The sequence below is a fragment of the uncultured Helicobacter sp. genome, assembly GCF_910577135.1.
Lineage (GTDB): Bacteria > Campylobacterota > Campylobacteria > Campylobacterales > Helicobacteraceae > Helicobacter_C > Helicobacter_C mastomyrinus.
Genome location: NZ_CAJTLL010000023.1, coordinates 1 through 23,766 on the forward strand (window position 1 = coordinate 1; position 23,766 = coordinate 23,766).

The 23,766-nt window shown below is 38.6% G+C and carries 21 protein-coding genes and 2 pseudogenes; 16 read left to right on the forward strand and 7 right to left on the reverse strand.

Features of this window, described 5'->3' with window-relative positions; all coding sequences use genetic code 11:
- The coding region (locus QZ289_RS09475) for a methyl-accepting chemotaxis protein (protein WP_295701961.1) at nt 1-1,557 on the reverse strand (1,557 nt) is incomplete at its 3' end.
- A 334-nt stretch (nt 1,558-1,891) separates the two neighbouring features.
- Here QZ289_RS09475 and QZ289_RS09480 point away from each other — a divergent pair.
- Nucleotides 1,892-2,428: a DinB family protein gene (locus QZ289_RS09480; RefSeq protein ID WP_295701963.1), complete on the forward strand. Its 537-nt coding sequence runs from the start codon at nt 1,892-1,894 to the stop codon at nt 2,426-2,428.
- Between the two features lie 15 nt (nt 2,429-2,443).
- On the opposite strand, the gene QZ289_RS09485 is transcribed toward QZ289_RS09480, so the two are convergent.
- From QZ289_RS09485 to lepA, 5 genes are read right to left on the reverse strand one after another with little or no spacing between them, the layout of a single operon-like run.
- Nucleotides 2,444-3,535: a DegT/DnrJ/EryC1/StrS aminotransferase family protein gene (locus QZ289_RS09485; RefSeq protein WP_295701965.1), complete on the reverse strand. Its 1,092-nt coding sequence runs from the start codon at nt 3,533-3,535 to the stop codon at nt 2,444-2,446.
- A 30-nt stretch (nt 3,536-3,565) separates the two neighbouring features.
- Entirely contained in the window at nt 3,566-3,967 is a 402-nt protein-coding gene (locus tag QZ289_RS09490; RefSeq protein ID WP_295701967.1) for an FdtA/QdtA family cupin domain-containing protein, read from the reverse strand.
- A gap of 2 nt (nt 3,968-3,969) precedes the next feature.
- Complete coding sequence (rfbB, locus tag QZ289_RS09495; RefSeq protein ID WP_295701969.1) at nt 3,970-4,980, reverse strand: dTDP-glucose 4,6-dehydratase; 1,011 nt, start codon at nt 4,978-4,980, stop codon at nt 3,970-3,972.
- A complete protein-coding gene (gene rfbA / locus QZ289_RS09500) occupies nt 4,977-5,867 on the reverse strand; it encodes a glucose-1-phosphate thymidylyltransferase RfbA (RefSeq protein WP_295701971.1) in 891 nt (296 codons plus the stop codon). The genes rfbB and rfbA overlap by 4 nt, the downstream gene beginning before the upstream one ends.
- A 36-nt stretch (nt 5,868-5,903) precedes the next feature.
- Nucleotides 5,904-7,706 (reverse strand): translation elongation factor 4, encoded by a 1,803-nt coding sequence (gene lepA / locus QZ289_RS09505; RefSeq protein WP_295701973.1) that lies wholly within the window; start codon nt 7,704-7,706, stop codon nt 5,904-5,906.
- Nucleotides 7,707-7,771: 65 nt separating this feature from the next.
- Here lepA and QZ289_RS09510 point away from each other — a divergent pair, with 65 nt between their 5' ends.
- The 6 genes from QZ289_RS09510 (at nt 7,772) to QZ289_RS09535 (ending at nt 14,480) form a co-directional block, all read left to right on the forward strand.
- Complete coding sequence (locus tag QZ289_RS09510) at nt 7,772-9,769, forward strand: DEAD/DEAH box helicase family protein (protein ID WP_295701974.1); 1,998 nt, start codon at nt 7,772-7,774, stop codon at nt 9,767-9,769.
- A 128-nt stretch (nt 9,770-9,897) separates the two neighbouring features.
- Nucleotides 9,898-10,371 (forward strand): hypothetical protein, encoded by a 474-nt coding sequence (locus QZ289_RS09515; RefSeq protein ID WP_295701976.1) that lies wholly within the window; start codon nt 9,898-9,900, stop codon nt 10,369-10,371.
- Nucleotides 10,372-10,442: 71 nt separating this feature from the next.
- The gene (locus QZ289_RS09520; RefSeq protein WP_295701978.1) at nt 10,443-11,033 is read left to right on the forward strand and encodes a hypothetical protein; all 591 of its coding nucleotides are present in this window, start codon (nt 10,443-10,445) and stop codon (nt 11,031-11,033) included.
- A 1-nt stretch (nt 11,034) separates the two neighbouring features.
- Complete coding sequence (locus QZ289_RS09525; protein WP_295701980.1) at nt 11,035-12,678, forward strand: class I SAM-dependent DNA methyltransferase; 1,644 nt, start codon at nt 11,035-11,037, stop codon at nt 12,676-12,678.
- A 547-nt stretch (nt 12,679-13,225) separates the two neighbouring features.
- A complete protein-coding gene (locus QZ289_RS09530; protein WP_295701982.1) occupies nt 13,226-14,098 on the forward strand; it encodes a restriction endonuclease subunit S in 873 nt (290 codons plus the stop codon).
- A 13-nt stretch (nt 14,099-14,111) separates the two neighbouring features.
- Nucleotides 14,112-14,480 (forward strand): hypothetical protein, encoded by a 369-nt coding sequence (locus QZ289_RS09535; RefSeq protein WP_295701984.1) that lies wholly within the window; start codon nt 14,112-14,114, stop codon nt 14,478-14,480.
- A gap of 271 nt (nt 14,481-14,751) precedes the next feature.
- On the opposite strand, the gene QZ289_RS09540 is transcribed toward QZ289_RS09535, so the two are convergent.
- Entirely contained in the window at nt 14,752-15,864 is a 1,113-nt protein-coding gene (locus tag QZ289_RS09540) for an N-acetyl sugar amidotransferase (RefSeq protein WP_295701986.1), read from the reverse strand.
- A gap of 173 nt (nt 15,865-16,037) precedes the next feature.
- Between QZ289_RS09540 and QZ289_RS09545 the strand changes: the two genes are divergently transcribed.
- From QZ289_RS09545 to QZ289_RS09580, 9 genes and pseudogenes are all read left to right on the forward strand, one after another.
- Nucleotides 16,038-17,099 (forward strand): nucleotidyltransferase family protein, encoded by a 1,062-nt coding sequence (locus QZ289_RS09545; protein ID WP_295701988.1) that lies wholly within the window; start codon nt 16,038-16,040, stop codon nt 17,097-17,099.
- Between the two features lie 254 nt (nt 17,100-17,353).
- Nucleotides 17,354-17,545 (forward strand): hypothetical protein, encoded by a 192-nt coding sequence (locus tag QZ289_RS09550; RefSeq protein ID WP_295701990.1) that lies wholly within the window; start codon nt 17,354-17,356, stop codon nt 17,543-17,545.
- Complete coding sequence (locus QZ289_RS09555; RefSeq protein ID WP_295701992.1) at nt 17,508-18,140, forward strand: class I SAM-dependent methyltransferase; 633 nt, start codon at nt 17,508-17,510, stop codon at nt 18,138-18,140. The genes QZ289_RS09550 and QZ289_RS09555 overlap by 38 nt, the downstream gene beginning before the upstream one ends.
- 56 nt (nt 18,141-18,196) lie before the next feature.
- Complete coding sequence (locus QZ289_RS09560) at nt 18,197-18,988, forward strand: acylneuraminate cytidylyltransferase family protein (protein ID WP_295701994.1); 792 nt, start codon at nt 18,197-18,199, stop codon at nt 18,986-18,988.
- Nucleotides 18,989-19,633: pseudogene (locus QZ289_RS10470) on the forward strand (Gfo/Idh/MocA family protein); the annotation flags it as partial. It abuts the gene before it with no gap.
- A gap of 309 nt (nt 19,634-19,942) precedes the next feature.
- Nucleotides 19,943-20,647 (forward strand): annotated as a pseudogene (locus tag QZ289_RS09565) (hypothetical protein); the annotation flags it as partial.
- A gap of 137 nt (nt 20,648-20,784) precedes the next feature.
- Nucleotides 20,785-21,501 (forward strand): acylneuraminate cytidylyltransferase family protein, encoded by a 717-nt coding sequence (locus tag QZ289_RS09570; RefSeq protein ID WP_295701996.1) that lies wholly within the window; start codon nt 20,785-20,787, stop codon nt 21,499-21,501.
- Complete coding sequence (locus QZ289_RS09575) at nt 21,498-22,286, forward strand: methyltransferase domain-containing protein (protein ID WP_295701998.1); 789 nt, start codon at nt 21,498-21,500, stop codon at nt 22,284-22,286. Before QZ289_RS09570 ends, QZ289_RS09575 begins: the two co-directional genes overlap by 4 nt.
- Nucleotides 22,287-22,307: 21 nt before the next feature.
- The gene (locus QZ289_RS09580; RefSeq protein WP_295701999.1) at nt 22,308-23,600 is read left to right on the forward strand and encodes a glutamate-1-semialdehyde 2,1-aminomutase; all 1,293 of its coding nucleotides are present in this window, start codon (nt 22,308-22,310) and stop codon (nt 23,598-23,600) included.
- The last annotated feature ends 166 nt before the right edge of the window (nt 23,601-23,766 follow it).

The following is a 23,766-nucleotide window of genomic DNA, read 5'->3' on the forward strand; positions in this document are numbered from 1 at the left end:
TTGTTGAATGACTTCTCCTGTTTTACCACTTACATTTTGCATAGATGAAGTAATCTCTTCTACAGCTTGAGCAGTTTCTCGCAAAGATTGCACCTGTTTTTTTGAGCTTTCACTTAATCCATTAGTAGAAGCTTCCAAATCTTTTGCTTTGTCATTAAGCTTTTGTGCAAAATCAAGGCTTGCAACAAGCATTTTGCGTATCTCCGCGCCCAAATCAAAAACGCCTTGATTCATTGTTTGCAATTCACCCTCTAATGCGCTAATAATATCCGTATCCTGCTTAATGTAGTTATTATCAGCATATCTTTGCAAAACGCTAAGAATATGCGATATATTGTGATTAAGCGAATGTAGCATCTCATTGAGTAAATCACCAAGTTGGTTGATTTGCGGATTATGCGCATTTGAGGTAATTTGCAAATGCAAATACCCACGTTTGATTTGCTCTACCGCCTTAGAAAATGCCTCTAGGCTATGATTATCCTGTAAAATATTTTTTTGCACACTCTCTACATTTTGCCCAATGACTTCTGCCATTTCTTGAAACTCATCTTTACTGCGCAAAACAAGGGGTTTTGTCTCCTTATTTTTATGATTTAAAAACGCAAAAAATTCAAGTAGGTATACCTTAATAAGCCCAATAGGTCTAAGCAGATAACGCAATAGCAAATAAAGAGCAACGATAAGAAAAGTAGCAAAAATAATAAGCATTGTGAAAATAGGCATATTATTATCATACACCTTATTTATAATGCTCTCTTGTGGAATAATTGAGCAGAGCAGCCATTGTGTTTGAGCGTGAATCTTACAAGTGGCAATATCACTATTAAGGATAAAATGCTCCTCTTGCGAATTAAAATAGCTTAGAATTTTTTGAGACATATCATCACTTGTTAGCAGCTTTTCTTCATTAATATGACTTACATAGCGTCCCTTAGAATCAAGGATGATCACATTTTCAGCCATATTTTCCTCTATAGATTTAGCCGTATGAATATATTTATTAAGCGATTTAAGCGCAATATCTGCACTTGCCACACCCACAAATTTACCATTCATTATTAATGGCGCAGAAAAGCCAAAAACGGGAATCTTATACGAAGTCTGGATCCACGGCTCCCCCAGCACTTCATCTTTAAGTGAAGTCTTAGGGATAGAAAACCAGCTGCGACTTCGAGGGTCATATTCATCGCTAGCATAGGTGTGATTGCCATTACTTCGTAGCATTCTACCATTAGATTCTAAGCCGATGTAAGCGAGGTTGAAATCTCCTGCAGTTTGGATAAGCTTTAGATTCTGAATCATTTGACTCTCATTCAAACCACTTCCTAGTGCTTCTTGTGCGAGAGAATAAATGAGGCGCTTTTTTTCATCAACATAAACTGTTATAAGACTCTCTAATTGAGCAATCTTCTTTTCTTGTGCATCATATTCTATATGAGTAATCGTCTGCTTTGTCCCAAAATAGACAAAATATGCCAATACCCCAAAGCTAATAAGCACCAAAATCGTGGTGCTTAGCGATACCTTTGCGTTAATACCCAAAGCAAACTTCATACTTAAACCCCTCCTTTTTCTATATAGCAAAAGTAAAATATGCCAAACATTTATTCTTTACTTCGCTCACATAATACAATGAATACAATAAAATTGCGCTTAACAATAAAATTGCGCTTAAGAGTAGAATAAATTTTCCTACTTTTTTGTAGAAATACCATAATTTTACGCATAAATAATATTTTATAGCAATATTTCATATACTCTTTACTTTGTGTAGATTCTTATTCATAAATTTTATTGATAATATGATAGAATCCAGCGCTTTTTACCATAGCAAAAATATCAAGCTACTGATAAAAATCCATAAATGAACACACCACAAGGAGAACAAATGAAAGAAGCACTTTTACTTCAGGCAAAGTATAACAAAATGGCAGACAAAGCTATGTTTGATGTATTCAAAAATGTAGCCCAAAATGGCAAAAAAGCAGAACTCTATAAAGATTGCGGCTTGTATTACAAAAGTATTATGCACACTGCTGCACATAGCTGCGTGGGAGCTATTGGACTATTTCTAGGGCAAGTGAGCGCATTACTAGGGGATAAAAATCCTAAAATACAGGAGCTACTTACATACCTAGAGCCCAATTTCACGCTTAAAGAAAGTATCATAGAGGACATTGAGGCTTTCAGCGCATTACAAGAGCAAGTCAATGAGGCGATTATAAAGAGTATTGAAAGCACAAATGATTTTAGCAAAATTGAAACTTTGCAGCTAGGCAAAGACTTTCGCATAAGCAAAAGCAGAGCGCATTTGATACTAGGATTACTCAATCACGCCACTCACCACAGAGGTAATATCGCCGGTGCACTCGATATGCTTGGTATTGAAAATGACTTTGCAGGAATGCTCGCCCTTGAACTCTAAGCTTTGTGCTAGATTCTATGGCTTAAAGTGATTAATACTATCAACCACGATTTGCACTTCTTCATCACTCATCACAGGGCTTATAGGCAGAGATAGCACTTCTTTGTGAATGCGCTCTGTGATAGGCAAATACAAATGGCTATATTCCTTATAAGCCTCTTGCTTATGCGGCGGGATAGGATAATGGATAAGCGTTTGAATCTGCCTCTCTTGCAAATATTTTTGAAGTTTTTCTCTATGCATACAACGCACGACAAACAAATGCCACACATGCCCTTCCTCACTTTTACATTGAGGCAAAACAATATGTGTATTATCAATATGTGTGCGATAATAATGCGCTATCTCCCGCCGCCTTGCATTATCGCTATCAAGCATTTTTAGCTTAATGCGTAAAAATGCCGCTTGTAGCTCATCAAGCCTTGAATTTAGCCCTTTGTAGAGATTCTCATATTTGATATGTGAGCCATAATTTCCAAATGCGCGAATCTTATCCGCAAGGGTTTTGTGCTTTGTGGTAACCGCCCCGCCATCGCCAAGGGCGCCTAGATTCTTACCCGGATAGAATGAGAATCCACTCACATCGCCCAATGTCCCTGCCCTCTTGCCTTGATACATAGCTCCGTGCGCTTGAGCGCTATCCTCGATGATATAAAGATTATGCTTCTTAGCAATCTCCCATATTTTCTGCATTTCTACAACCTGCCCGTAAAGATGCACGACAAGGATTGCCTTTGTCTGTGGCGTGATGTGAGATTCTATCAAATGCGGATTGATATTATAAGTAGCAATGTCTGGCTCGACAAGCACGGGAGTGCAGCTATTATCGGAAATGGCTAAAATAGAGGCGATATAGGTATTTGCAGGAGCAATGACCTGATCTCCTATGCCTAAGCCAAGTGCCTTAATGCTAAGTCGCAATGCGTCCAAGCCATTTGCACAGCCTACGCTATGCTCCACCCCGCAATAGTTGCTAAACTCCCGCTCAAAAGCCTTGTTTTGCTCCCCCATCACATACCAGCCGCTATCAAGAACCTCCCCAAATGCAGAATCTAGCTCCTTTTGAAATCTTTGATTAATTTTATGTAAATCCAAAAACGTAATCATCGCACCAACCTTTCATCTCTCTATCATAGCTTAATCTCTCATTTTCGCAATGCCGCAAAAGCGCTCATACTCGTAAATATATTCATCTTTATCATAATAGCTATCGCTTAATACAAGCAAGACACAATCCTTAGAAAAATCATACATCTTTTTCCACATCATTGCGCCTAAGAATAAACCCTGCCTAGGATTATCAAGGATAAATCTCTCTTGCTTCCTGCCATTATCCACCTCTATGGTGCAGCTCCCACATAGTGCGATAAACAAAAATTGAGAGATTCTATTGGCGTGCTCACCCCTACTTCCACCACTTGGGACACCAAAGATATAAAACACCCTTTTAATCTCAAAAGGACAATTTACATTATTTTGCAATGCTACTAACACCGAATCTTTATCATTAAAAAATGAAAAATCTATAAGCTGATACACCTCTAGCCCCTATATTTATGAATATACCAATCAATGGTTTGAGCTATGCCACTCTCAAGGCTCTCACTAGGTTTCCAATCTAAGAACTTATGAATCTTGCTAAAATCTATCGCATATCGCCTATCGTGTCCTGCCCTATCCTGCACAAAGGTAATCTGCTCCTTGTAGCTTGTCTCCTTAGGGTATTTTTCATCTAAAACCTTACAAATCATTTGCGCGAGCTCTATATTGCTCTTTTCATTGCCTCCACCGATATTAAAGCTCTCTCCAAAATAGCAAGAGTGAAACACCACATCAATTCCACGACAATGATCCTTCACAAAAAGCCAATCGCGCACATTTTTGCCATCACCATAAATAGGTATTGACTTCCCTTGCAGTGCGTTACGAATAATTGTAGGGATAAGCTTTTCATCGTGCTGCTTAGGACCATAGTTATTTGAGCAATTTGTCATTAGCGTCTTTAGCCCATACGTATGGAAATACGCCCTCACAAGCATATCGCTCCCCGCCTTTGAAGCAGAATAAGGCGAGTTTGGCGCATAAGGGGTGCTTTCTGTGAAATATCCACTCTCGCCCAAAGAGCCATATACCTCATCGGTGCTAATATGATGAAATACCGCATTTTCCTTGCCACTCTTAGGACAATGTGGCGCATTAAACCAGCTTAAATACGCATTATGTAAAAGGTTAAAAGTCCCATTGACATTAGTTTGCACAAATTTTGAAGGAGTAGCGATAGAATTATCCACGTGAGATTCCGCAGCGAAGTGAATCACCGCCTCAATATTATATCTTGCAAAAATATCCTTTACCAGCCCCTCATCGCAAATATTACCCTCTATAAATGCATAGTTTGCATAAGATTCTATGTCTTTTAGATTTGCCAAATCCCCAGCATAAGTGAGCAAATCTAAATTGATAAGGAAATATTGCGGATATTTGCGTAAAAAGTAGTTTATAAAATTACTACCGATAAACCCTGCTCCACCAGTGATAAGAATATGCTTCATTCTCGCTCCATATAAGGAGATTCTATGATAGCGCGTAAATACTGCCCATAGCCACTTTTATCAAGGAAATCAGCCCTTTGCAAAAGCTTTTTCTCATCTATCCAGCCATTATAATAGGCGATTTCCTCCAAGCACGCGATTTTATACCCCTGCCGTAGCTCTATGGTCTGCACGAATGTCGCTGCATCAATAAGACTATCGTGTGTACCTGTATCAAGCCACGCAAAGCCCCGCCCCAATGTTTGTGCCATAAGTTTGCCCTTTTGAAGATAGGCAAGATTCACATCTGTAATCTCTAGCTCTCCTCGTGGGCTTGGGCGGAGCGTTTTAGCAATGCTAATCGCCTCATTATCATAAAAATACAATCCCGTTACAGCAAAATTACTCTTTGGTTTAGAGGGCTTTTCCTCAATGCTTATCACACGCTCTTGTGAATCTAGCTCCGCCACACCAAAGCGATGAGGGTCTTTCACAGGATAGGGGAAAATCGTCGCCTTACCTTGTTTTGCCGCTTCTTTTGCCTCAAGGAGCATAGGGGTAAAGCCCTGCCCATAGAAAATATTATCCCCTAAAATCAAGGCTATATCATCATCTTTGATAAAATCCTCCGCTAAGATTAAGCCCTGTGCCAAGCCATCGGGGGAGGTTTGCACACAATACTCTATATGCATTCCTAGCCAATCACCATTCCCAAAAATCTCTTTAAATCTAGGCGTATCCTTTGGTGTGGAGATAATCAACACTTCTTTAATACCTGCTAACATCAGCACAGAGAGTGGATAATACACCATAGGCTTATCATACACAGGTAGAAGCTGCTTTGAGAGCATCAATGTGCTAGGATAAAGCCTTGTACCGCTACCCCCGGCTAAGATAATGCCCTTCATACCTCTTTGCTCCTTGTCTTTATATTTCCCATAATCCTACCCATCAATCTTTAACACCGCTAAAAATGCCTCTTGAGGTAGCTCTACCCTGCCGATAGCTTTCATTCTCTTTTTGCCCTCTTTTTGCTTTTCTAGTAGCTTTCTCTTACGCGTTATATCACCACCATAGCACTTTGCCGTTACATTCTTTCCCATAGATTTCACCGTCTCTCGCGCGATGATTTTACTCCCCACACTCGCTTGAATCGCCACTTCAAAAAGTTGCCTTGGGACAATCTCTTTCATCGATTCTACCAATGCTCTGCCCTTTTCATAGCTTTTTTGCCTATCTACGATGATAGATAAGGCATCAACAACCTCTCCCGCCACGCGTATATCAAGGCGCACCAAATCCCCCTGCCTATACCCGATAGGCTCATAATCAAAACTCGCATATCCCTTCGTGCAGGACTTTAGCTTATCATAAAAATCCATTACAATCTCATTACTCGGCAGAGCATACACAAGCATAACACGTGATTGCGTGAGGTAATCCATTTTTTCCTGCACCCCGCGGCGGTTTGACAATAGAGTGATAACATTCCCCACATATTCGCTAGGAGTGATAATACTCGCCTTTACATAAGGTTCATAGATAGATTCTATCTTTTGGACTTCGGGCAGCTCACTAGGATTTTGCACTAACACCTTAGAACCATCGGTTAAATACACTTCATATACCACCGTTGGCGCAGTAGCGATAAGTGAGAGATTAAACTCCCGCTCTAATCGCTCTTTCACCACCTCCATATGCAAAAGCCCTAAGAATCCCACGCGGAAGCCAAAGCCTAGAGCTACGCTTGTTTCAGGCTCAAAGCTAAGGGCAGAATCATTAAGTTTAAGCCTATGTAGCGCGTCCCGCAATTCCTCAAATTTATCTGTTTCAATAGGATAGATTCCAGCAAATACAAAGGGCTTAGCCGGTCTAAAACCACTTATGGCTACATCTGTTGGTGTTTTCGCATCGGTTATCGTATCGCCCACTGCCATATCAGTGAGCGTTTTTAGCCCAAGTGAGATAATGCCAATCTCACCGCAAAGAATACTCTGCGTGGGAATTTTCTGCACCGGGTGAGGATAATATAAGCCCAGCACCTCATATTTTTTGCCACTGCTCATCATCTGCACTTCCTGCCCTACGTGCAACGCGCCATCTTTGATACGCACTAATGCCAAAGCCCCCAAATAGTTATCAAACCAACTATCATAGATAAGAGCCTTTGTAGGGACATTCTCATCACCACTTGGAGCAGGTATATGCTCTATAATATGCTCAATTAAGGCTTTTATACCCTCTCCACTCTTTGCACTTACCTTTAGTGCGTTCTTGCAGCTTAAGCCAATGGTAGATTCTATATCCTCACACACGCGTTCAGGGTCTGCTGCGGGTAAATCGATTTTATTAATCACAGGGATAATTTCTAAATCATTTTCCATTGCAATATACACATTTGCAATAGTTTGCGCCTCTACGCCTTGACTTGCATCAACTACGAGCAATGCCCCCTCACACGATGTAAGAGAGCGCGACACCTCATAGCTAAAATCCACGTGTCCGGGCGTATCGATAAGATTCAAAATATAGGTTTGCCCTTTGTATGGGTAGCTTAGACGCACTGATTGCGCCTTAATGGTGATGCCTCGCTCCTTTTCAATATCCATAGTATCCATAATCTGCGCTTTCATCTCGCGCTCACTCACCGCCCCACACTCCTGTATGAGCCTATCAGCAAGTGTAGATTTGCCGTGATCAATATGAGCGATAATAGAAAAATTGCGAATATGGCTTTGCGTAGTCATTGCACCTCTTTTTCTCAAAATTTCATCTAAAAAATATATAATTATACAAGTTTTTTAGAATCTCTGTGATAATATCACGGCTCACTTATTTTGTATCTTACAAAAGCCTTAAAAATATTCTTGGAGATGAGACGACATATTCTAATAATTTTAACGAAAATACGCGCGTTAAGATTCCATCTTTACTTACACTTGTCCGCTTAGGTTTTGAATACATATCGCTTAATGACAAAAACACAAAATCAGCTTTCCACAAACAAACAAATATATTCCTTACGAGCTTTCACTCCGCCCTAAAGAGGCTAAATCCCACCATAAAACAAGAGCATTACTCTAAGATTCTAACGCGCCTTACAGAATTGCTTTCCTTTGATGATAAAGGCGAAAGTTTTTACAACGCACTCATTTTAGGGCTAACTAACCACAAAATAGAGGGATTAGGTGCTATAAGCCTTATTGATTGGGATAATAGAGACAATAATGCTTTTGAAGTGCTTACAGAGCTGCCCTATGGTGGTGATGAAAGCAATATAAACAAGGAAGGCTATCTGCGCTGGAGCTTCCGCCCAGATATTACAATTCTTATCAATGGACTGCCCCTTACCTTTGTAGAAGTGAAAATACCAAATAATATTCAAGGTATCCAAGCAGAACTTGAACGTGTCAAAAGGCGATTTAGCGATGAAAGTTTTAAGCGATATTTTAACCTCACGCAAATGATTGTATATTCTAACAATACAGAGTATAATGAAACCGAGCTTACTCCCATAAATGGCGCATTCTATTCCACAAGCTATAATCTTAAGCTAAAGCATTTTAGAGAGGAGCTATCTCACACCCTGCCTACACAAGATATTGCACCGCTAGAGACTAACGCTATCAAACAGATTCTAAAAGATACGAATACTCAAGCTATTCTTAACACGCCAGAATTTCACACAAATACCGCCCTAGACACGCCTACAAACCGCCTTCTTATCTCGCTTTTTTCACATCAACGTCTTATGTTTTTCTTACGTTATGGCATAGCCTTTGTGAGAGATAGCCACAGCATACAAAAGCACATTATGCGCTATCCGCAGTTTTTTGCAACCCTCACTATACAATCTAAACTGCACGATTGGCTTAAGCCTCACCACGAGACAAACACTAAAGATTTAAACATTTCTCATAAAAGAGGCATTATTTGGCACACGCAAGGCTCAGGTAAAACCGCGTTAAGCTTCTACGCACTAAGAGCAATAAAAGATTTTTATCAAGCGCACTCTATCACGACAAAATTTTACTTCATCGTGGATAGGCTAGACTTGCTTCAACAATCCTACAACGAATTTAAAAAACGCGGCTTATCCGTCAAAGCTATAGAATCTAAGCAAGATTTTATCCAAGAACTACAATCGCTCAAATGTAATAACACAGAGGGCAGAGATGAAATGATTGTTGTTAATATCCAAAAGTTTAGCGAAGATGCTCTAAGTGTGCCAAATGTTTATCATCTTAAAGTCCAACGCATATTTTTCATATTTTTCATAGATGAAGCCCACCGCAGCTATCAGCCCGCGGCTAAGTTTTTCACTCATCTTTTTAATGTCGATAAGGAAGCGATTTTCCTCGCGCTCACAGGCACACCTCTACTACAAAGTGCCAAAAGAGAGAAATCCACGCATATTTTTGGGGATTATATCCATAAATACTATTATGATTCTTCTATCAAAGATGGCTACATCCTACGTCTTATCAAAGAAGACATACAAAGTAGCTACAAAGCCTCGCTTAATGCCGCCTTTGAGACACTTAAAATTGAGCAAGGCTCTTTAAATGCAAGTGCTATCTATGCGCATAAAAATTTCACAACCCCGCTTTGTGAATATATCATAAACGACTTTGCCACAAGTAGAATCAAACTCGGTGATAACACCATAGGCGCGATGGTTGTATGCCACAGCTCCCAGCAAGCTAAATCTCTCTATGAGATTTCACGCTCTCTTAGTATAGATTCTCGCTTAAAAGCGGCTATTGCCCCCCCCCCCCAGACACAAACCACATTACAAATGATGGCATAAATGATAGTTTAGAATCTACAAGCCCCTTAAGATTCACAACTGCCCTTATTCTGCACGATACATTAGACGTAGGCACTTATATAGAATCTTTCAAAAATGGCAAGATTGATATTATCTTTGTCTATGCTATGCTGCTTACAGGCTTTGACACCCCAAGATTAAAGAAGCTCTATCTCTGCCGCGAGGCAAAAGAGCATAATCTCCTCCAAACCCTAACGCGTGTCAATCGCCCATACAAAAACTTTCATTATGGCTATGTGGTGGATTTTGCAGATATTGATAAAGAATTTGACAAGACCAACAAAGCCTATTGGGACGAGCTAAGCAATGAGCTAGATGATGAGAAAGAAACGTATAGCAAACTTTTTAAAACCCAAGAGGAGATAGCCCAAGAATTGCAAGAGATAAACCAAACCTTATGGGAATACGACACGCACAATGCAGAAGTCTTCGCAACTCAAATCCAAAATCTCCCTAAAGCTGATATACACGAGCTAAAATCCGCTATTAATAACGCCGCAGCACTCTATAATCTCATCACCATACAAGGCTATGACACGCTTAAAAACAAGCTTGATTCCACACCTTTGCTAAACTCCTAAAAGTCCTAGATAGGAGACTGCACACACTCCACCTACAAGAAGCCCTATCTCAAGAATCCCCCTCAAAAGCATTGCTTGACACCGCCCTAGAAGATTACATATTCCATTTTGAAAAAAGAGGACAAAATGAGCTAATCCTATTAGATTCCCTTAAAATCACAATTAGCAAAGTGCGAGAAGCCTTTAGCAATAATCACGACCCAAAAGACAAGACATATATCACACTATATGAAGAGCTTCAAAGGCTCTTAGCCAAAAGAGACATTAATCCCACCCAAGAGCAAATCACCGCTTTAAGCGCAGAATACAAAGCCCTAGAGGAGCAAATCACTTTGCATAATGCCAAAGACGAACGCCTACGTGCTAAATACAACAATGACGCGAAGTTTTTACGCATTCACAAACGCATTAGAGAATCTTACCCTACATTACAAGATAGCGCACTTCACGCGCAACTTATGCCCATAAAGCACAAAATCGATACAAGCCTTTTAGATAATGAGCACATCATAGAAAATAAAGACTATTTCAAACACGAAGTAACCCAGCAAAGCAAAGACAACATACAATCCCTGCTAGATTCACACTACAACCGCGACAATCGCGCCACACTTTTACATCTTATCATTAATGAATACCTGCATCAATACAAAGGAGCATAGAATGAGCCAATCTACACCGCCCACACAAGCCCAAGATTCCACCCTGCAGAGCCAAATCATCGCGCTTATTGATAGGCTTAAAGCCATTTGCGCACAAAGCGGACTAGGCAATGACGCCGGAGAGTATAAAATCATCACGCAAGTATTTCTTTACAAATTTTTAAATGACAAATTCACGTATGAAGTCAAAAGAGCAGAATCACGTTTAGCCAAACTAGATGCTATTGCCCTTTACAAAGAGCTAGAATCTATGCCCGATGAGCACTATCAAATGCTACTAGAAGACATCGGCGCAAATGTCAAATTTGCCCCTAGTGATACATTTCCCGCGCTTTTTTCCGCACAAAATGACCTAAACTTCCACACCAAGCTTGATAATGCCTTTGAAAATATCGCAAATAACAATACAGAGATTTTCTCTATCGCTACTGAGGGCGGGAGCAAAATCAAGCTTTTTGAGCCACTTATGCCTATCATCACGGATCAAAGCAAACGTGATGGCGTAGCTAAAGCCCTCATATCATCACTAAGTGATTTTGACTTTGAAGGGGCATTTTCTCAAGGCTATGACTTTTTCGCACCGCTCTTTGAATACCTTATCAAAGATTATAACAAAGACAATGGCGGCAAATACGCCGAATACTACACGCCCCATTCCGTAGCTGCCATTATGGCACAAATCCTTGTAGGCAAGGAGAGTTACAAAAGCGTATCCTGCTATGACCCAAGCGCAGGATCTAGCACATTGCTAATGAGCCTAGCCCACGCTATTGGGCAGAGCAAATGCTCCATCTATGCCCAAGACATTAGCCAAAAGTCTAGCTCATTGCTGCGCCTAAACCTTATCCTAAATAATCTCGCCCATTCTATCCATAACATCACACAGGGTAATACCCTAACCCACCTGCGCCACACGCACAAGAGCTTTGATTTTATCGTGAGCAATCCCCCTTTTAAGCTTGATTTTAGCGAGTATAGAAATGAACTCGCTAGTGATAAAACGCGCTTTTTCGCCGGTGTGCCAAAGATTCCCAATAAAGACAAAGATAAAATGGCAGTATATCTATGCTTTTTCCAGCATTTGCTAAACTCCCTCTCCCCCACAGGTAAAGCCGCCATAGTCGTGCGTACGGGCTTTATCACCGCGCAAAGCAGCATAGAAAAGAGCATTAGAAAACACCTTGTAGATTCTAAAGCCTTGAGTGGCTGCATAACAATGCCTCCAAATATCTTTGCCACCACAGGCACAAATGTATCCATAGTCTTTATAGACAAAGGCAAAAAAAGCGATTTTGTCCTGCTTGTCGATGCTTCAAAGCTAGGGACAAAGCAAAAAATCGATAAAAACGAGCGAGTATTTTTAAGCAAAGATGATGAGCTAAAAATCATCAATGCCTTTATAGAATCTCAAGCAATAGAGGACTTTAGCATACAAGTAAGCCTAGAATCTATCGCGGCAAAAAACTACTCTTTTTCCGCGGGGCAGTATTTTGACTTTAAAATCGAGCATATTGATATGAGCGAGACAGAATTTAACGCCAAGATAAAAGAGAGTAAAGAAAGCCTAGAGGCACTTTTCACCCAAAGCCAAGATTTGCAAAAGCAGATTCTAGAAAACTTTGCAAAAATAAAGTTCAATGACTAATTACACTATAACGTCATTGCGAGGGGCGGCAATCCATTTGCACAACGTGCCAATCTGTTATCGCAAATCCATAGAATCAAGTGCAATTTTTATCTTTACGTGGTGGATTACTTCGGGCTTTGCCCTCGTAATGACTACGAGCATTCCGTCATTGCGAGGACGACAGGACGAAGCAATCTGCTATGTCCATTGTATATCTTGTCTCACTCTTTGTTCCCCTCTCCCGTTGCGGAGATTCCACACATCTTGTTCCCCTCCCCTTGCGGGAGGGGCTAGGGGAGGGGTTTTTATGATTTTAGGATTCCCCACCCCCTTTATCCCCCTCCGCAAAGGGAGGGGGAAATAGAGTAAAAACACCGCTTGTCATTGCGAGGCAAAGCCAAAGCATACGCACAAAGTGCTTATCTACACTTGCAAATCCATACTGAAACGTCATTGCGAACGCAAGTGAAGCAATCCATACTTAAAGGCTTTATCTCACTCTATAGATTGCCACGAATGCTACGCATTCTCGCAATGACAATTTAATTATTCTAAAGGAGATTCTATGAAATACACATTACCAAAAGAATGGGAGAGGGTAAAGTTGGGGGATATAATATCCACAGAATCCCAAACTATAAATCTAAAAGAAATTTCTTTTATTAATTACCTTGAAACAGCAAATCTTACGGACAATACAATATCAAGCGTGAAATATCTTAAAGTTAAACGAGATAAAATCCCAAGTAGAGCAAAGCAAATTGTAGAAAAAGATATGATTCTATATTCGTGTGTTCGCCCAAATCTCAAACACTATGGCATTATTAAGCAACCACTAGAAAATATGGTTTGTTCCACAGGGTTTGCAACACTAACCATAGAAAATAAAGAATATGCCAATGCAGATTTTTTATATTACAATCTCACGCAAGAGCATTATATAAATCTACTTCACACAATCGCTTCAACAAGCACCTCAAGCTACCCATCAATCACGCCTGATGACTTACTAGATTTAGACTTAGCTTTACCGCCATTACCCATTCAAAACAATATCGCTAGAATCTTAAGTGTGCTTGATAGCAAAATCGAACTCAATAACCGCATTAGTAAAGAGCTAGAGAATCTCGCTAAACTCCTTTACACACGCTATTTTGTGGAGTTTAACTTCCCTAATGAGCAGGGCAAACCCTACAAATCAAGCGGTGGCGCAATGGTGTATAATGAAACACTCAAACGCGAGATTCCCAAAGATTGGGAAGTTCTCAAGCTCTCTCATCGATTACATTTTGAACGTGGAGCAGAATTTGGCACTTCAAGTTATGCCCAATCTCAACTAACACCAAATCATATCAAGTTTTATCGCGTAGGCGATATGCTAGATAGTCAAAATAGCGTTTATATAGATTCTAACAAGGAGGACGCCGCTCATCAATAAAAATGATTTGCTTGTGTCATTTGATGGAAGCGTAGGCAGAGTAGCCTATGGGCTAAATGGCACTTATTCATCGGGTATTAGAAAAATCACAGATAAACATAAACTTATAAGCCAAGCAGGACTTTTTTGTATTTTTAACGATTCTTATATTCAATATACCATTACTCAATATGCCACAGGAACAAATATCAAACACGCAGGAGCAGCGGTTGAAAATCTTTATATGCCATATTGTGAAAGCATTTTTCTATCATTGCAAAAAGAAATAGAGCCTATTTTTGCACTAATGAAACAGACAAAGACAGAATCCCACGTATTAAGCAAGTATCGCGATTTCTTACTGCCTTTATTAATGAATAATCAAGTAGAGGCTTTAGAGTAAAGCTTCGTATTGTTTTGTAGAATTGAATTTAATGTAGGAATTCTTCCCCTTTCTCATTATAAATAAAGGCTATGGGGAAAAGTCTCTATGATACTATAAGAAAGCACGTGGGAAATTGGGTAAATGTGGTGTGGGGCTAAAATTCCTCTTTCCTCATTGTGATGCAGCACATAGCATAAACAAATCTCAAACACCCCCTCCATACAATTATGGGTATTTAAAATATCTTTTTTTCATTTTTACTCCCTTATTTTTGTATTTTATTTTGTCTTTAAGATTTCCATACGGGTTCTTTAAGCACCCATCTGCCAAACCTATCTTTAGTGAAAATTTCACGATTATAGAACTTATCTATAATTGCCCAAAATTCACTCTCCCTATATCCAGCGAATCTGCAAAAATCTTCTACCGCTTTAGAATCAAGATTATGGTCCCTCTGCCTTACAATCTCCACAGCCTCATCTCTGCTCATCATACCATAGCGAATAAATCGCGCCGCATAATCCGTAGCGCAAGCGTGACCAAATTTAGGATACTTCATCCACGCATGCACTAAATAAGCAATAGAATCCACTTGGTCAAATTGCTCTGCGCACATAGTTCTATCCCATTCACCAATAAGGTCGTGAAATCCGCGCGATTTGGCAAAAATATAATTTGAATATGAATTCCAAGGAATAAAATATGAAAGATAAATGGGGTCAAGCTGCTTGAAAGCTAACGGGGGGGGGGCAATAGTTAAGTCAAGATCTTTTTTTGAAATCTGCTCATCAATAAGGTCTTCTAGTGAAATATCACTTGCTACGCCATTACTTAAAATTTCACGCGCACTATATGTTTCCTCGCTATCTCCACCACCATATTCATAGCTTACATTTTCTCCATATACAAGCAATGGTGTATTAAACTTTAACGCCATATGAATAGGATAAGTATAAATGAGCCTATCAATAAACCAAGTGGGCTTACCATACTTTTCAAATGTTTTACGCATTAGGGCTTTTTGTGTGCGGATATCCGGCTTTAATGTGATAAGATGACAACCAAAGGCTTCAGAAATATTACGCAAATTATGCCTACCTGCTTCTGTCATTGAAAAATTATCCTCTACGGAAAACAAAATAGGATTCATACCCATAACTTCCTTCATCATATAAGTTTGGAAATGAGAATCTTTCCCTCCACTTACAGCAATCGCGCAATCCCAAGAATCGCCATTACACCCGCGATATGTATCACAAAGCTTTTTAAACTCCTCAAATCGTGCTTCATAATCTACCTTTTGCTTGCGCTCGTGATTTTTGCACGGCATACATACACCATCACTATCAAAAGTAATGCCCGGACGAGTATCTGGCATTACACATTTCTTACAATACTTCATTATATGTGCTCCTTTTCTATTTAAAATGAGAATGGATTCTATCATAAAATAAAACTAAATAGCTAAAACTTACATATTGCTTATGTCATTTGAAAAATATGCAAATCTGTGTTTATGCTATAATAGCCTCTAAAAATCTAAACACCCCCAACATAAAATATTAAAGGCAAAAAATGCAAGATATTAAAAGAATCTCCGTGCTTCCTGATACGACACTGCAGGAAGCCTTAAAAATATTTGGCGTTTATGATGGTGTGCGATTACTCATAGTAGTCGATAAAGATGATAATTTTTTAGGTATTATTACTGACCCAGATATCCGCCGTGGGCTTACAAAAGGTCTAAATTTATCAAGCCCTATACAATCTATCATTCAAAAATCCCCCATTACTGCCTCAATTCACGATAGTAAGCAAAAGCTTATTGCCCTCTCTGCCCAGCATAATATTTATGAGATTCCATTACTTGATGATAATGGACGTATCGTCGCTATAGAATCTATCTCTTCGCTTTTAAGAGAAACGCGATTACACAATACGATTGTTATTATGGCTGGAGGCTTAGGTATGCGTTTGCGCCCGCTTACAGAATCTATACCAAAACCTATGCTAAAAGTTGGCTCAAAGCCCATTTTGCAGATTATTTTAGAACGTTTCAAATCACAAGGTTTTTATAACATCGTGCTATGCGTGAATTACAAGTCTCATATTATTGAAGATTATTTTGGTGATGGGCATTCATTTGGCTTATCTATTACTTACATTAAAGAAGAAAAAGCGCTAGGGACAGCAGGAGCGCTAAGTCTCATCGATGCGGATTTTTTAAGCAAAGGAGAAAATCAAAGTTTTTTTGTGATGAATGGAGACATATTAAGCGATATTGACTTTACAAAAATGCTATCTTTTCACACACAAAGCAATGCCTGTGCTACTATGGGCGTTAGAGAATATAGTATGCAGGTGCCTTATGGTGTGGTAGAATGTGAAGAAAACAAAATTGTTAAATTAACAGAAAAACCGGTGCAAAATGTCTTAGTCAATGCTGGAATTTACTGCTTAAAACCCCAAGCTCTGTCTCTTATCCCAAAGGATACATTCTTTGATATGCCTCATCTTTTCAATACCCTATTAAGTCAAACAAACTATGATGTGCGTTCATATCTCATTACAGATTATTGGATAGATATCGGCGCACATGAAGAATATGAACGAGCCAATAATGAATATAGATTCTAAACCTTAGAATCTCACTTTGCAAGTGTGGATAAGCACTTCGTGCGAATGCAGCGGTTACATCGCAACAGCAAGGGCATAATAGATTAGAGAATCTAAAGATTTTTAGACAGAATTAGATAAATAGAGTATTTATTGTTTCTCATATCACTCTCATATCTCTAAAAATCATTTATCTTAATGCAAAAAGTCGCATCTATTTTTACACATTATAATTATGCCTTACCAACTACGTCCTAAAACTAAAGGTAATTCTTATGAGCAAACCTGTTGTATATATTGTGCATTGCATTGATACAGCAGGACCCCTTGATCAAAGCACTCAAGCTATTTGCGAACTCCTCCAATCCACATTTGGCATAGCAGTGCAAACAAAAGAAGAAATTTCCGCCCTACAAAAAGGCAACTTTAATGTGCTTTTACGGGGGGGGGGGCAGCACACACTTTGATTATGGTTGTGGATTTGGAAGGGCTATTCCTTATTTTGAACAATACAAATGTATATATTATGGCTGCGACATTGCACAATCCTGTATTGATTACATATCAAACAACTATCCCCATATCAATGTGAAAAAACTTCTTAAAGATGACAAGATTCCCTTTTCTAGCGATAGTTTTGATGCTGTATTTTGCTATGGCGTATTTGATGCTTGTTTTCAACATATCGCATTAGAAGAAGTACTACGTGTGCTTAAAATTGGTGGAGTAGCTCTTATCACGGGGAAAAATAATCATTATTTAGATACTGACACAATGGCTAAAGAAACTAAAATAGGCGCACGTAAAAATGGACACCCAAACTTTTTTACCGATACAAAAACATTGTTTAACTTACTCTCAAGTAGAAATATAAACATACTGCATTCTCGTTTTTTCCTAGAGCGAAAAGATAATGCCACGGATTCATATCTCACCGATATGCCAGACAAATTTTATACCTACGCCATACTCATTCAAAAAACGCAAAAATCATTACTCAAACCTTTTCAAAACTTCAGTGTTTCTAAAAGCCAAAATTTTAAAATTAAAGAGAAAAAATAAAATTCTTATGCTAGAATGACGCTCCAATTCGCACAAAAACTTAAGGGTATATCAAAGTGTTATATGGAGCCTCTTTCCTTGCTATAATCCCTGCCAGAAGTGGGAGCAAAAGACTACCTGATAAAAATATTAAACCACTTTGTGGTAAGCCACTTTTAGCTTGGAGTATTCAAGCTGCTTTAGATTCTAAGTATATTGATGAGATAGTAGTAAGCACAGATTCTAATATTTATGCAGATATTGCTAAATCTTATGGGGCTAATGTGCCTTTTTTGAGACCTGATTATTTAAGTAGTGATACGACTACTACTTTTGAAGTATTAGAGCATTGTATTGATTATTATAAAAAAGAGTTAAATAAAGAATTTGATTATGTGGTGCTATTGCAGCCCACTAGTCCTTTACGTCAAAGTTGGCATATTAAAGAATCTTGTGAAAAAATTATTACACACAATATGGATTCTCTTATCTCTGTGTGTAAATGTGAGCATTCCCCTCTTTGGAGTAATACATTGCCCGAAGATGAAAATATGAATGGCTTTTTGCAGGATTCTATCCGCAATGTCCGCTCCCAAGATTTACCGCAATACTATCGCTTAAATGGAGTAATTTTTATCGCAAAAACGCAATCCCTGCTAACGCACCGAAGCTTTTTCACGCCTCAAAGCATTGCTTATAAAATGGATAATATATATTCAAGTGATATTGATAGCCCACTTGATTTTGATTTTGCCACTCTTTTAGCTACGAAAGTAATGGGGGGGGGGGCAGATACAAAGCTAATTAATAATCCTTATATCTGCATTCCTACAGCAGCGCATTATTTGGCATATCCAAAGGTCGCCTAAATGTCTCTTGAGGTGCTTATTGTAGGATATGGTTCGATTGGGAAACGCCATAGTGAGGTATTGCAACAATATTTCAACGCTCATATCACTTTGATTAGCTCTCAAAATCTTCCTAACGCCTACCCTACTTTTGAATCCCTACCCGATATAGCAGCCTTTGATTATTACATTATCGCTTCACCCACAGCAAAACATTTTCAAGATTTAAAATATATTGATTCTCTGTGTGAAAACAAAATTATTTTTGTTGAAAAGCCCCTTTTTGAATCAAACCTTTATTTTGCCCCTAGTGGTAAAAATACGATTGTGATAGGCTTTTGCTTAAGGTTTCACCCTATTTTGTGGCTTATGCGCCAAGCCTTAGAAAAAGAAACGCCCTATTTTGTAGAAATTTCCTGCGGTTCTTATCTACCACTATGGAGAGAGAATACAGACTATCGTCATACTTATAGTGCTCATAAAAAAAGGGGTGGGGGAGTATTGCTCGACCTAAGCCACGAGCTAGATTATACACAATGGCTTTTTGGGGATTTTATATATGAAAGTATCAAAGGTTTTAATGGTAAAATATCCGAACTGGAAATCTCAAGTGATGATATTCTCACTTTTGTAGCCCATACTGCTCAAGGTGCAATTATCAATCTTACCTGCAATTACTTCAGTAAAATCCCACGGAGAACTATAAGAGCTCATACCACAAATGCAACTTATGAATGCGATTTAATACAAAACACATTCTCTACTTTTACCAAACAAGGCGTCCAAAACACCCAAAGTATAAGCTTTGCTCGCAATGAACTTTTTGCCATTATGCACCAAAGTGTATTGCACTCTCCATCTTTCACTTCACACACAATCCCAAAAGACCTACTTGCCGTATTGCAAGCAGGCTCAAAGGGAATCTTGCCTACCCTCGATTCATCTCTTATGCAAACTCTCACAAGGATTAAAAATATGAAACTCACGCAAAATATACTCTGTGTAATCGGCGCACGTGGTGGAAGCAAAGGTGTAAAAAATAAAAATATTATGCCTATTGCTGGCAAACCACTTTTAGCTCACACAATCATTCAGGCTCTTCAATCGCGTCTTTTTTCTCACATCGTGCTTAGCACAGATTCAGAGGATATTGCCAAAGTAGGTGAAGAATACGGAGCTGAAGTATTTTTCTTGCGTGATAAAGCCCTTGCTACCGATGATTCTGGTAAGCTTCCTGCTATACGGGACGCTCTACTTAGAAGTGAAGCACACTACAAAACACATTTTGATGTGATTTTTGACCTTGATGCGACAAGCCCATTGCGCTTAGTAAGTGATATTACACAAGCTTATGAACAATTTCTACACGATGATAATGACATTCTCATCACAGCCTCTCCAGCACGAAAAAGTCCATATTTCAATCTCATAGAAATCTTTGAAGAGGAAGGAGAAAAAAGAGTGAATCTAAGCAAAAAACCACCAAAACCTATTCTAAGGCGACAAGATAGCCCAAAATGCTATGATATGAATGCAAGTATTTACATCTGGAAACGCGAAGCACTTTTAGAAAATGATAGTGTATTTACTCCAAACACAGGGCTTTTCATTATGCCAGAAGAGCGGAGCATAGATATTGATACGCCACTTGATTTTGCATTTGTGGATTTTATGCTTAATCACGCTAATAAGCAACAAATCAGCGGGGGGGGGGGTAATACATTAATTCTTAAACCATTCACATTCCCCTTTATACCAAACTACCCTTTAAACTCTCTTATTTATCTATCTCCTATCTCTTATATGGGGGTAGCTTGATGTATCAAGGACATAGCTTTCTTGCCATTATTCCTGCGAGAAGTGGAAGTAAAGGGTTACCTGATAAAAATATTAAACCACTTTGTGGTAAGCCACTTTTAGCTTGGAGTATTCAAGCTGCTTTAGATTCTAAGTATATTGATGAGATAGTAGTAAGCACAGATTCTAATATTTATGCAGATATTGCTAAATCTTATGGGGCTAATGTGCCTTTTTTGAGACCTGATTATTTAAGTAGTGATACGACTACTACTTTTGAAGTATTAGAGCATTGTATTGATTATTATAAAAAAGAGTTAAATAAAGAATTTGATTATGTGGTGCTACTAGAGCCAACAAGCCCTTTAAGAGAGAGGGGAGATGTGGATAAAGCCATTGAAATTCTCCATAATCACAAAAAAGCACAATCCATAGTGGGAATCTGCGCCACAGAGGGAAGTAACCCCGCTTTTCTTGTATATCTTCATAATGATTTTATTCGCCCTTATGAAAATACAGACTTCTCGCCATTACGCAGACAGGATATTAAGCCTGTGTATTTTTTTGAAGGGAGTTTGTATATTAGCCTGACTACAGCACTTTTAGAGCATAAAAACTTTTATCACGAGCTAACTCTAGGCTTTGAAGTCCCAAAATGGAAAAGCTTTGAGATAGATGATGAAGATGATTTCGCCATTATTCAAACATTGGCAACAAAATACAAGGAGAGGCTATGAAAATCACAAAAGACAATTACCTAAAAGCCACTCAAATGGATAAGAAAAGCAAAGCCTACTTTACCAAATCTATCAATAAAACAGAGCAGCAAAAAGCTTTAGAATCTTTGCTCTTAGAGGCTATAAATAAAGGTATTTTAGATAAAAATGCTCCTTATAAAATTGTAGATTTAGCTTGTGGTGGAGGGACATTAAGCTATCATTTGGCTTCATTTTTTCCAAATGCTACTTTTGTTTTACTTGATTATAATGAAGATGGTTTAGACTTAGCTAGAGAATTTAATACTCCATTTAAAGAGAGAATGCAATTTATTCAAGGGGATTTACACACTCTACCTTTTGAAGATAATACTTTTGATTTAGTGTTTTGTTGGGGAGTTTTGCTTATCTTTGATGAAAATGAGCTTTTGCCTCTTGTAGAAGAAGTGAGACGAGTTTTAAAACAAGGAGGACTGCTCTATGCCTCAAGCCTCAATCCACATAATCCAAAATCACCGCTTATCAATACCTATTACAATACTTACTGCACACAAAGCATTATTGATATGTGTGGGGATTTAGTTTCCTCTATAAATATGATACCTTTTTCTCCCCATATAGATTTTGAACGAAACCTAGCACAAAGGGGTATTGGAACTTTTACTCTTAGACTCTCTCAAGAAGAAAATCATATATTAGCTCTAAACAATGGGGGGGGGGGATATAAACAAAACTCCTATACATCTAAAAATCCCTGCGGGTATACTGCTCAATTGGGGGATTTTAGAGGCAAGAAAATAGCCTAGTACATAAGTTAAGGAGACAGAATGAATTATCAAGAACAATTACTCAATGCTATTCCGGGTGGAGCGCATACATATTCACGTGGATACGATCAATATCCAAGTAATGCTCCACAGATTCTAAAAAGAGGCAAAGGGGCATATGTATATGATGAGAAAGAAGAAGCATTTTTAGACTATGGTATGGCACTTAGAGCGGTATGTATAGGCTATAGCGATTCGCGTGTTAATGCAGCGGCGATTCAACAAATAGAATATGGAAACAACCTCACACGCCCATCACTCATAGAGCTTGAAGCCGCTCAAACACTCATTAATGCTATTGATAGTGTAGATATGGTGAAATTTACCAAAAATGGCTCTACTGCTACAAGTGCAGCTGTAAAGCTATCGCGAGCTTATACTGGTAGAACGCTTATTGCACGTTGTTTAGAACACCCATTTTTTAGCTATGATGATTGGTTTATTGGCAGCACAGAGGTAAAACGTGGTGTGCCTCAAAATATACAAGAAGATACGCTTACCTTTCACTACAATAATATAGAATCTTTGGAAACTCTATTTAAAAAATACCCAAACAATATCGCTTGTGTTATTTTAGAGCCGGCTAATTTAGAACACCCCAAAAATGATTTTTTACAAAATGTCCGCTTGTTATGTGATAAGTATGGAGCGGTGATGATTTTAGATGAGATGATTACAGGCTTTCGATGGCATATTAAAGGAGCTCAACATTACTATAATATAAAACCAGACCTATGCACTTTTGGCAAAGCTATGGCAAATGGATTTTCAGTCGCCGCCGTAGCAGGAAAAAGAGAGATTATGAGTCTAGGAAGTATTGAATTTAGTGGAAAAGAAAGGGTATTCCTTCTATCGACAACGCACGGCGCAGAGATGTCTCCACTTGGGGCTTTTGTAGAAACATACAAGATTCTAAAACAAGAGCATATCGTAGAATATCTGTGGGATTATGGGAAAAAAATCGTGCAAGGCATTAATAAAATCGCAAAAGATTTACAAATCCACGAACACTTTGTAGCAACAGGTATAGAGTGTCAGCCTTATATTCTTACTTTTGATAGCAATAGGCAATCTAGCCTTGCTTTTCGCACATTATTTTTGCAAGAAATGCTTAAATCTAATGTTCTCTTTCCCTGTATATCAATGAGCTATGCTCATAAGCAAAAAGAGCTTGATTATACGCTTGAAGCCATAGCAAAAAGTTTAGAAATATACAAAAAAGCCTTAAATGAAGGGGTAGATTCTTATCTTAAAGGAGATGTGATTAAACCTGTTTTTAGAAAGTATAATTAAAGGCTATAATGCAATCTATATTTTATATCAAAGGAGCAAAAATGAAAGATCTTTACTCAAAGAGTATGAAGACTGATAAAGAATTGGCTAAAGCCTACTTTACCAAATCTATCAATAAAACAGAGCAGCAAAAAGCTTTAGAATCTTTGCTCTTAGAGGCTATAAA

What these genes read in the sequence shown, in the direction of transcription:
- QZ289_RS09480 (WP_295701963.1), top strand. Translation starts at nt 1,892, where the DNA reads ATGAAAGAAGCACTTTTACTTCAGGCAAAGTATAACAAAATGGCAGAC.
- QZ289_RS09485 (WP_295701965.1), bottom strand. Translation starts at nt 3,535, where the DNA reads ATGATTACGTTTTTGGATTTACATAAAATTAATCAAAGATTTCAAAAG.
- rfbB (WP_295701969.1), bottom strand. Translation starts at nt 4,980, where the DNA reads ATGAAGCATATTCTTATCACTGGTGGAGCAGGGTTTATCGGTAGTAAT.
- rfbA (WP_295701971.1), bottom strand. Translation starts at nt 5,867, where the DNA reads ATGAAGGGCATTATCTTAGCCGGGGGTAGCGGTACAAGGCTTTATCCT.
- lepA (WP_295701973.1), bottom strand. Translation starts at nt 7,706, where the DNA reads ATGACTACGCAAAGCCATATTCGCAATTTTTCTATTATCGCTCATATT.
- QZ289_RS09515 (WP_295701976.1), top strand. Translation starts at nt 9,898, where the DNA reads ATGCTGCTTACAGGCTTTGACACCCCAAGATTAAAGAAGCTCTATCTC.
- QZ289_RS09525 (WP_295701980.1), top strand. Translation starts at nt 11,035, where the DNA reads ATGAGCCAATCTACACCGCCCACACAAGCCCAAGATTCCACCCTGCAG.
- QZ289_RS09530 (WP_295701982.1), top strand. Translation starts at nt 13,226, where the DNA reads ATGAAATACACATTACCAAAAGAATGGGAGAGGGTAAAGTTGGGGGAT.
- QZ289_RS09540 (WP_295701986.1), bottom strand. Translation starts at nt 15,864, where the DNA reads ATGAAGTATTGTAAGAAATGTGTAATGCCAGATACTCGTCCGGGCATT.
- QZ289_RS09545 (WP_295701988.1), top strand. Translation starts at nt 16,038, where the DNA reads ATGCAAGATATTAAAAGAATCTCCGTGCTTCCTGATACGACACTGCAG.
- QZ289_RS09550 (WP_295701990.1), top strand. Translation starts at nt 17,354, where the DNA reads ATGAGCAAACCTGTTGTATATATTGTGCATTGCATTGATACAGCAGGA.
- QZ289_RS09555 (WP_295701992.1), top strand. Translation starts at nt 17,508, where the DNA reads ATGTGCTTTTACGGGGGGGGGGGCAGCACACACTTTGATTATGGTTGT.
- QZ289_RS09570 (WP_295701996.1), top strand. Translation starts at nt 20,785, where the DNA reads ATGTATCAAGGACATAGCTTTCTTGCCATTATTCCTGCGAGAAGTGGA.
- QZ289_RS09575 (WP_295701998.1), top strand. Translation starts at nt 21,498, where the DNA reads ATGAAAATCACAAAAGACAATTACCTAAAAGCCACTCAAATGGATAAG.
- QZ289_RS09580 (WP_295701999.1), top strand. Translation starts at nt 22,308, where the DNA reads ATGAATTATCAAGAACAATTACTCAATGCTATTCCGGGTGGAGCGCAT.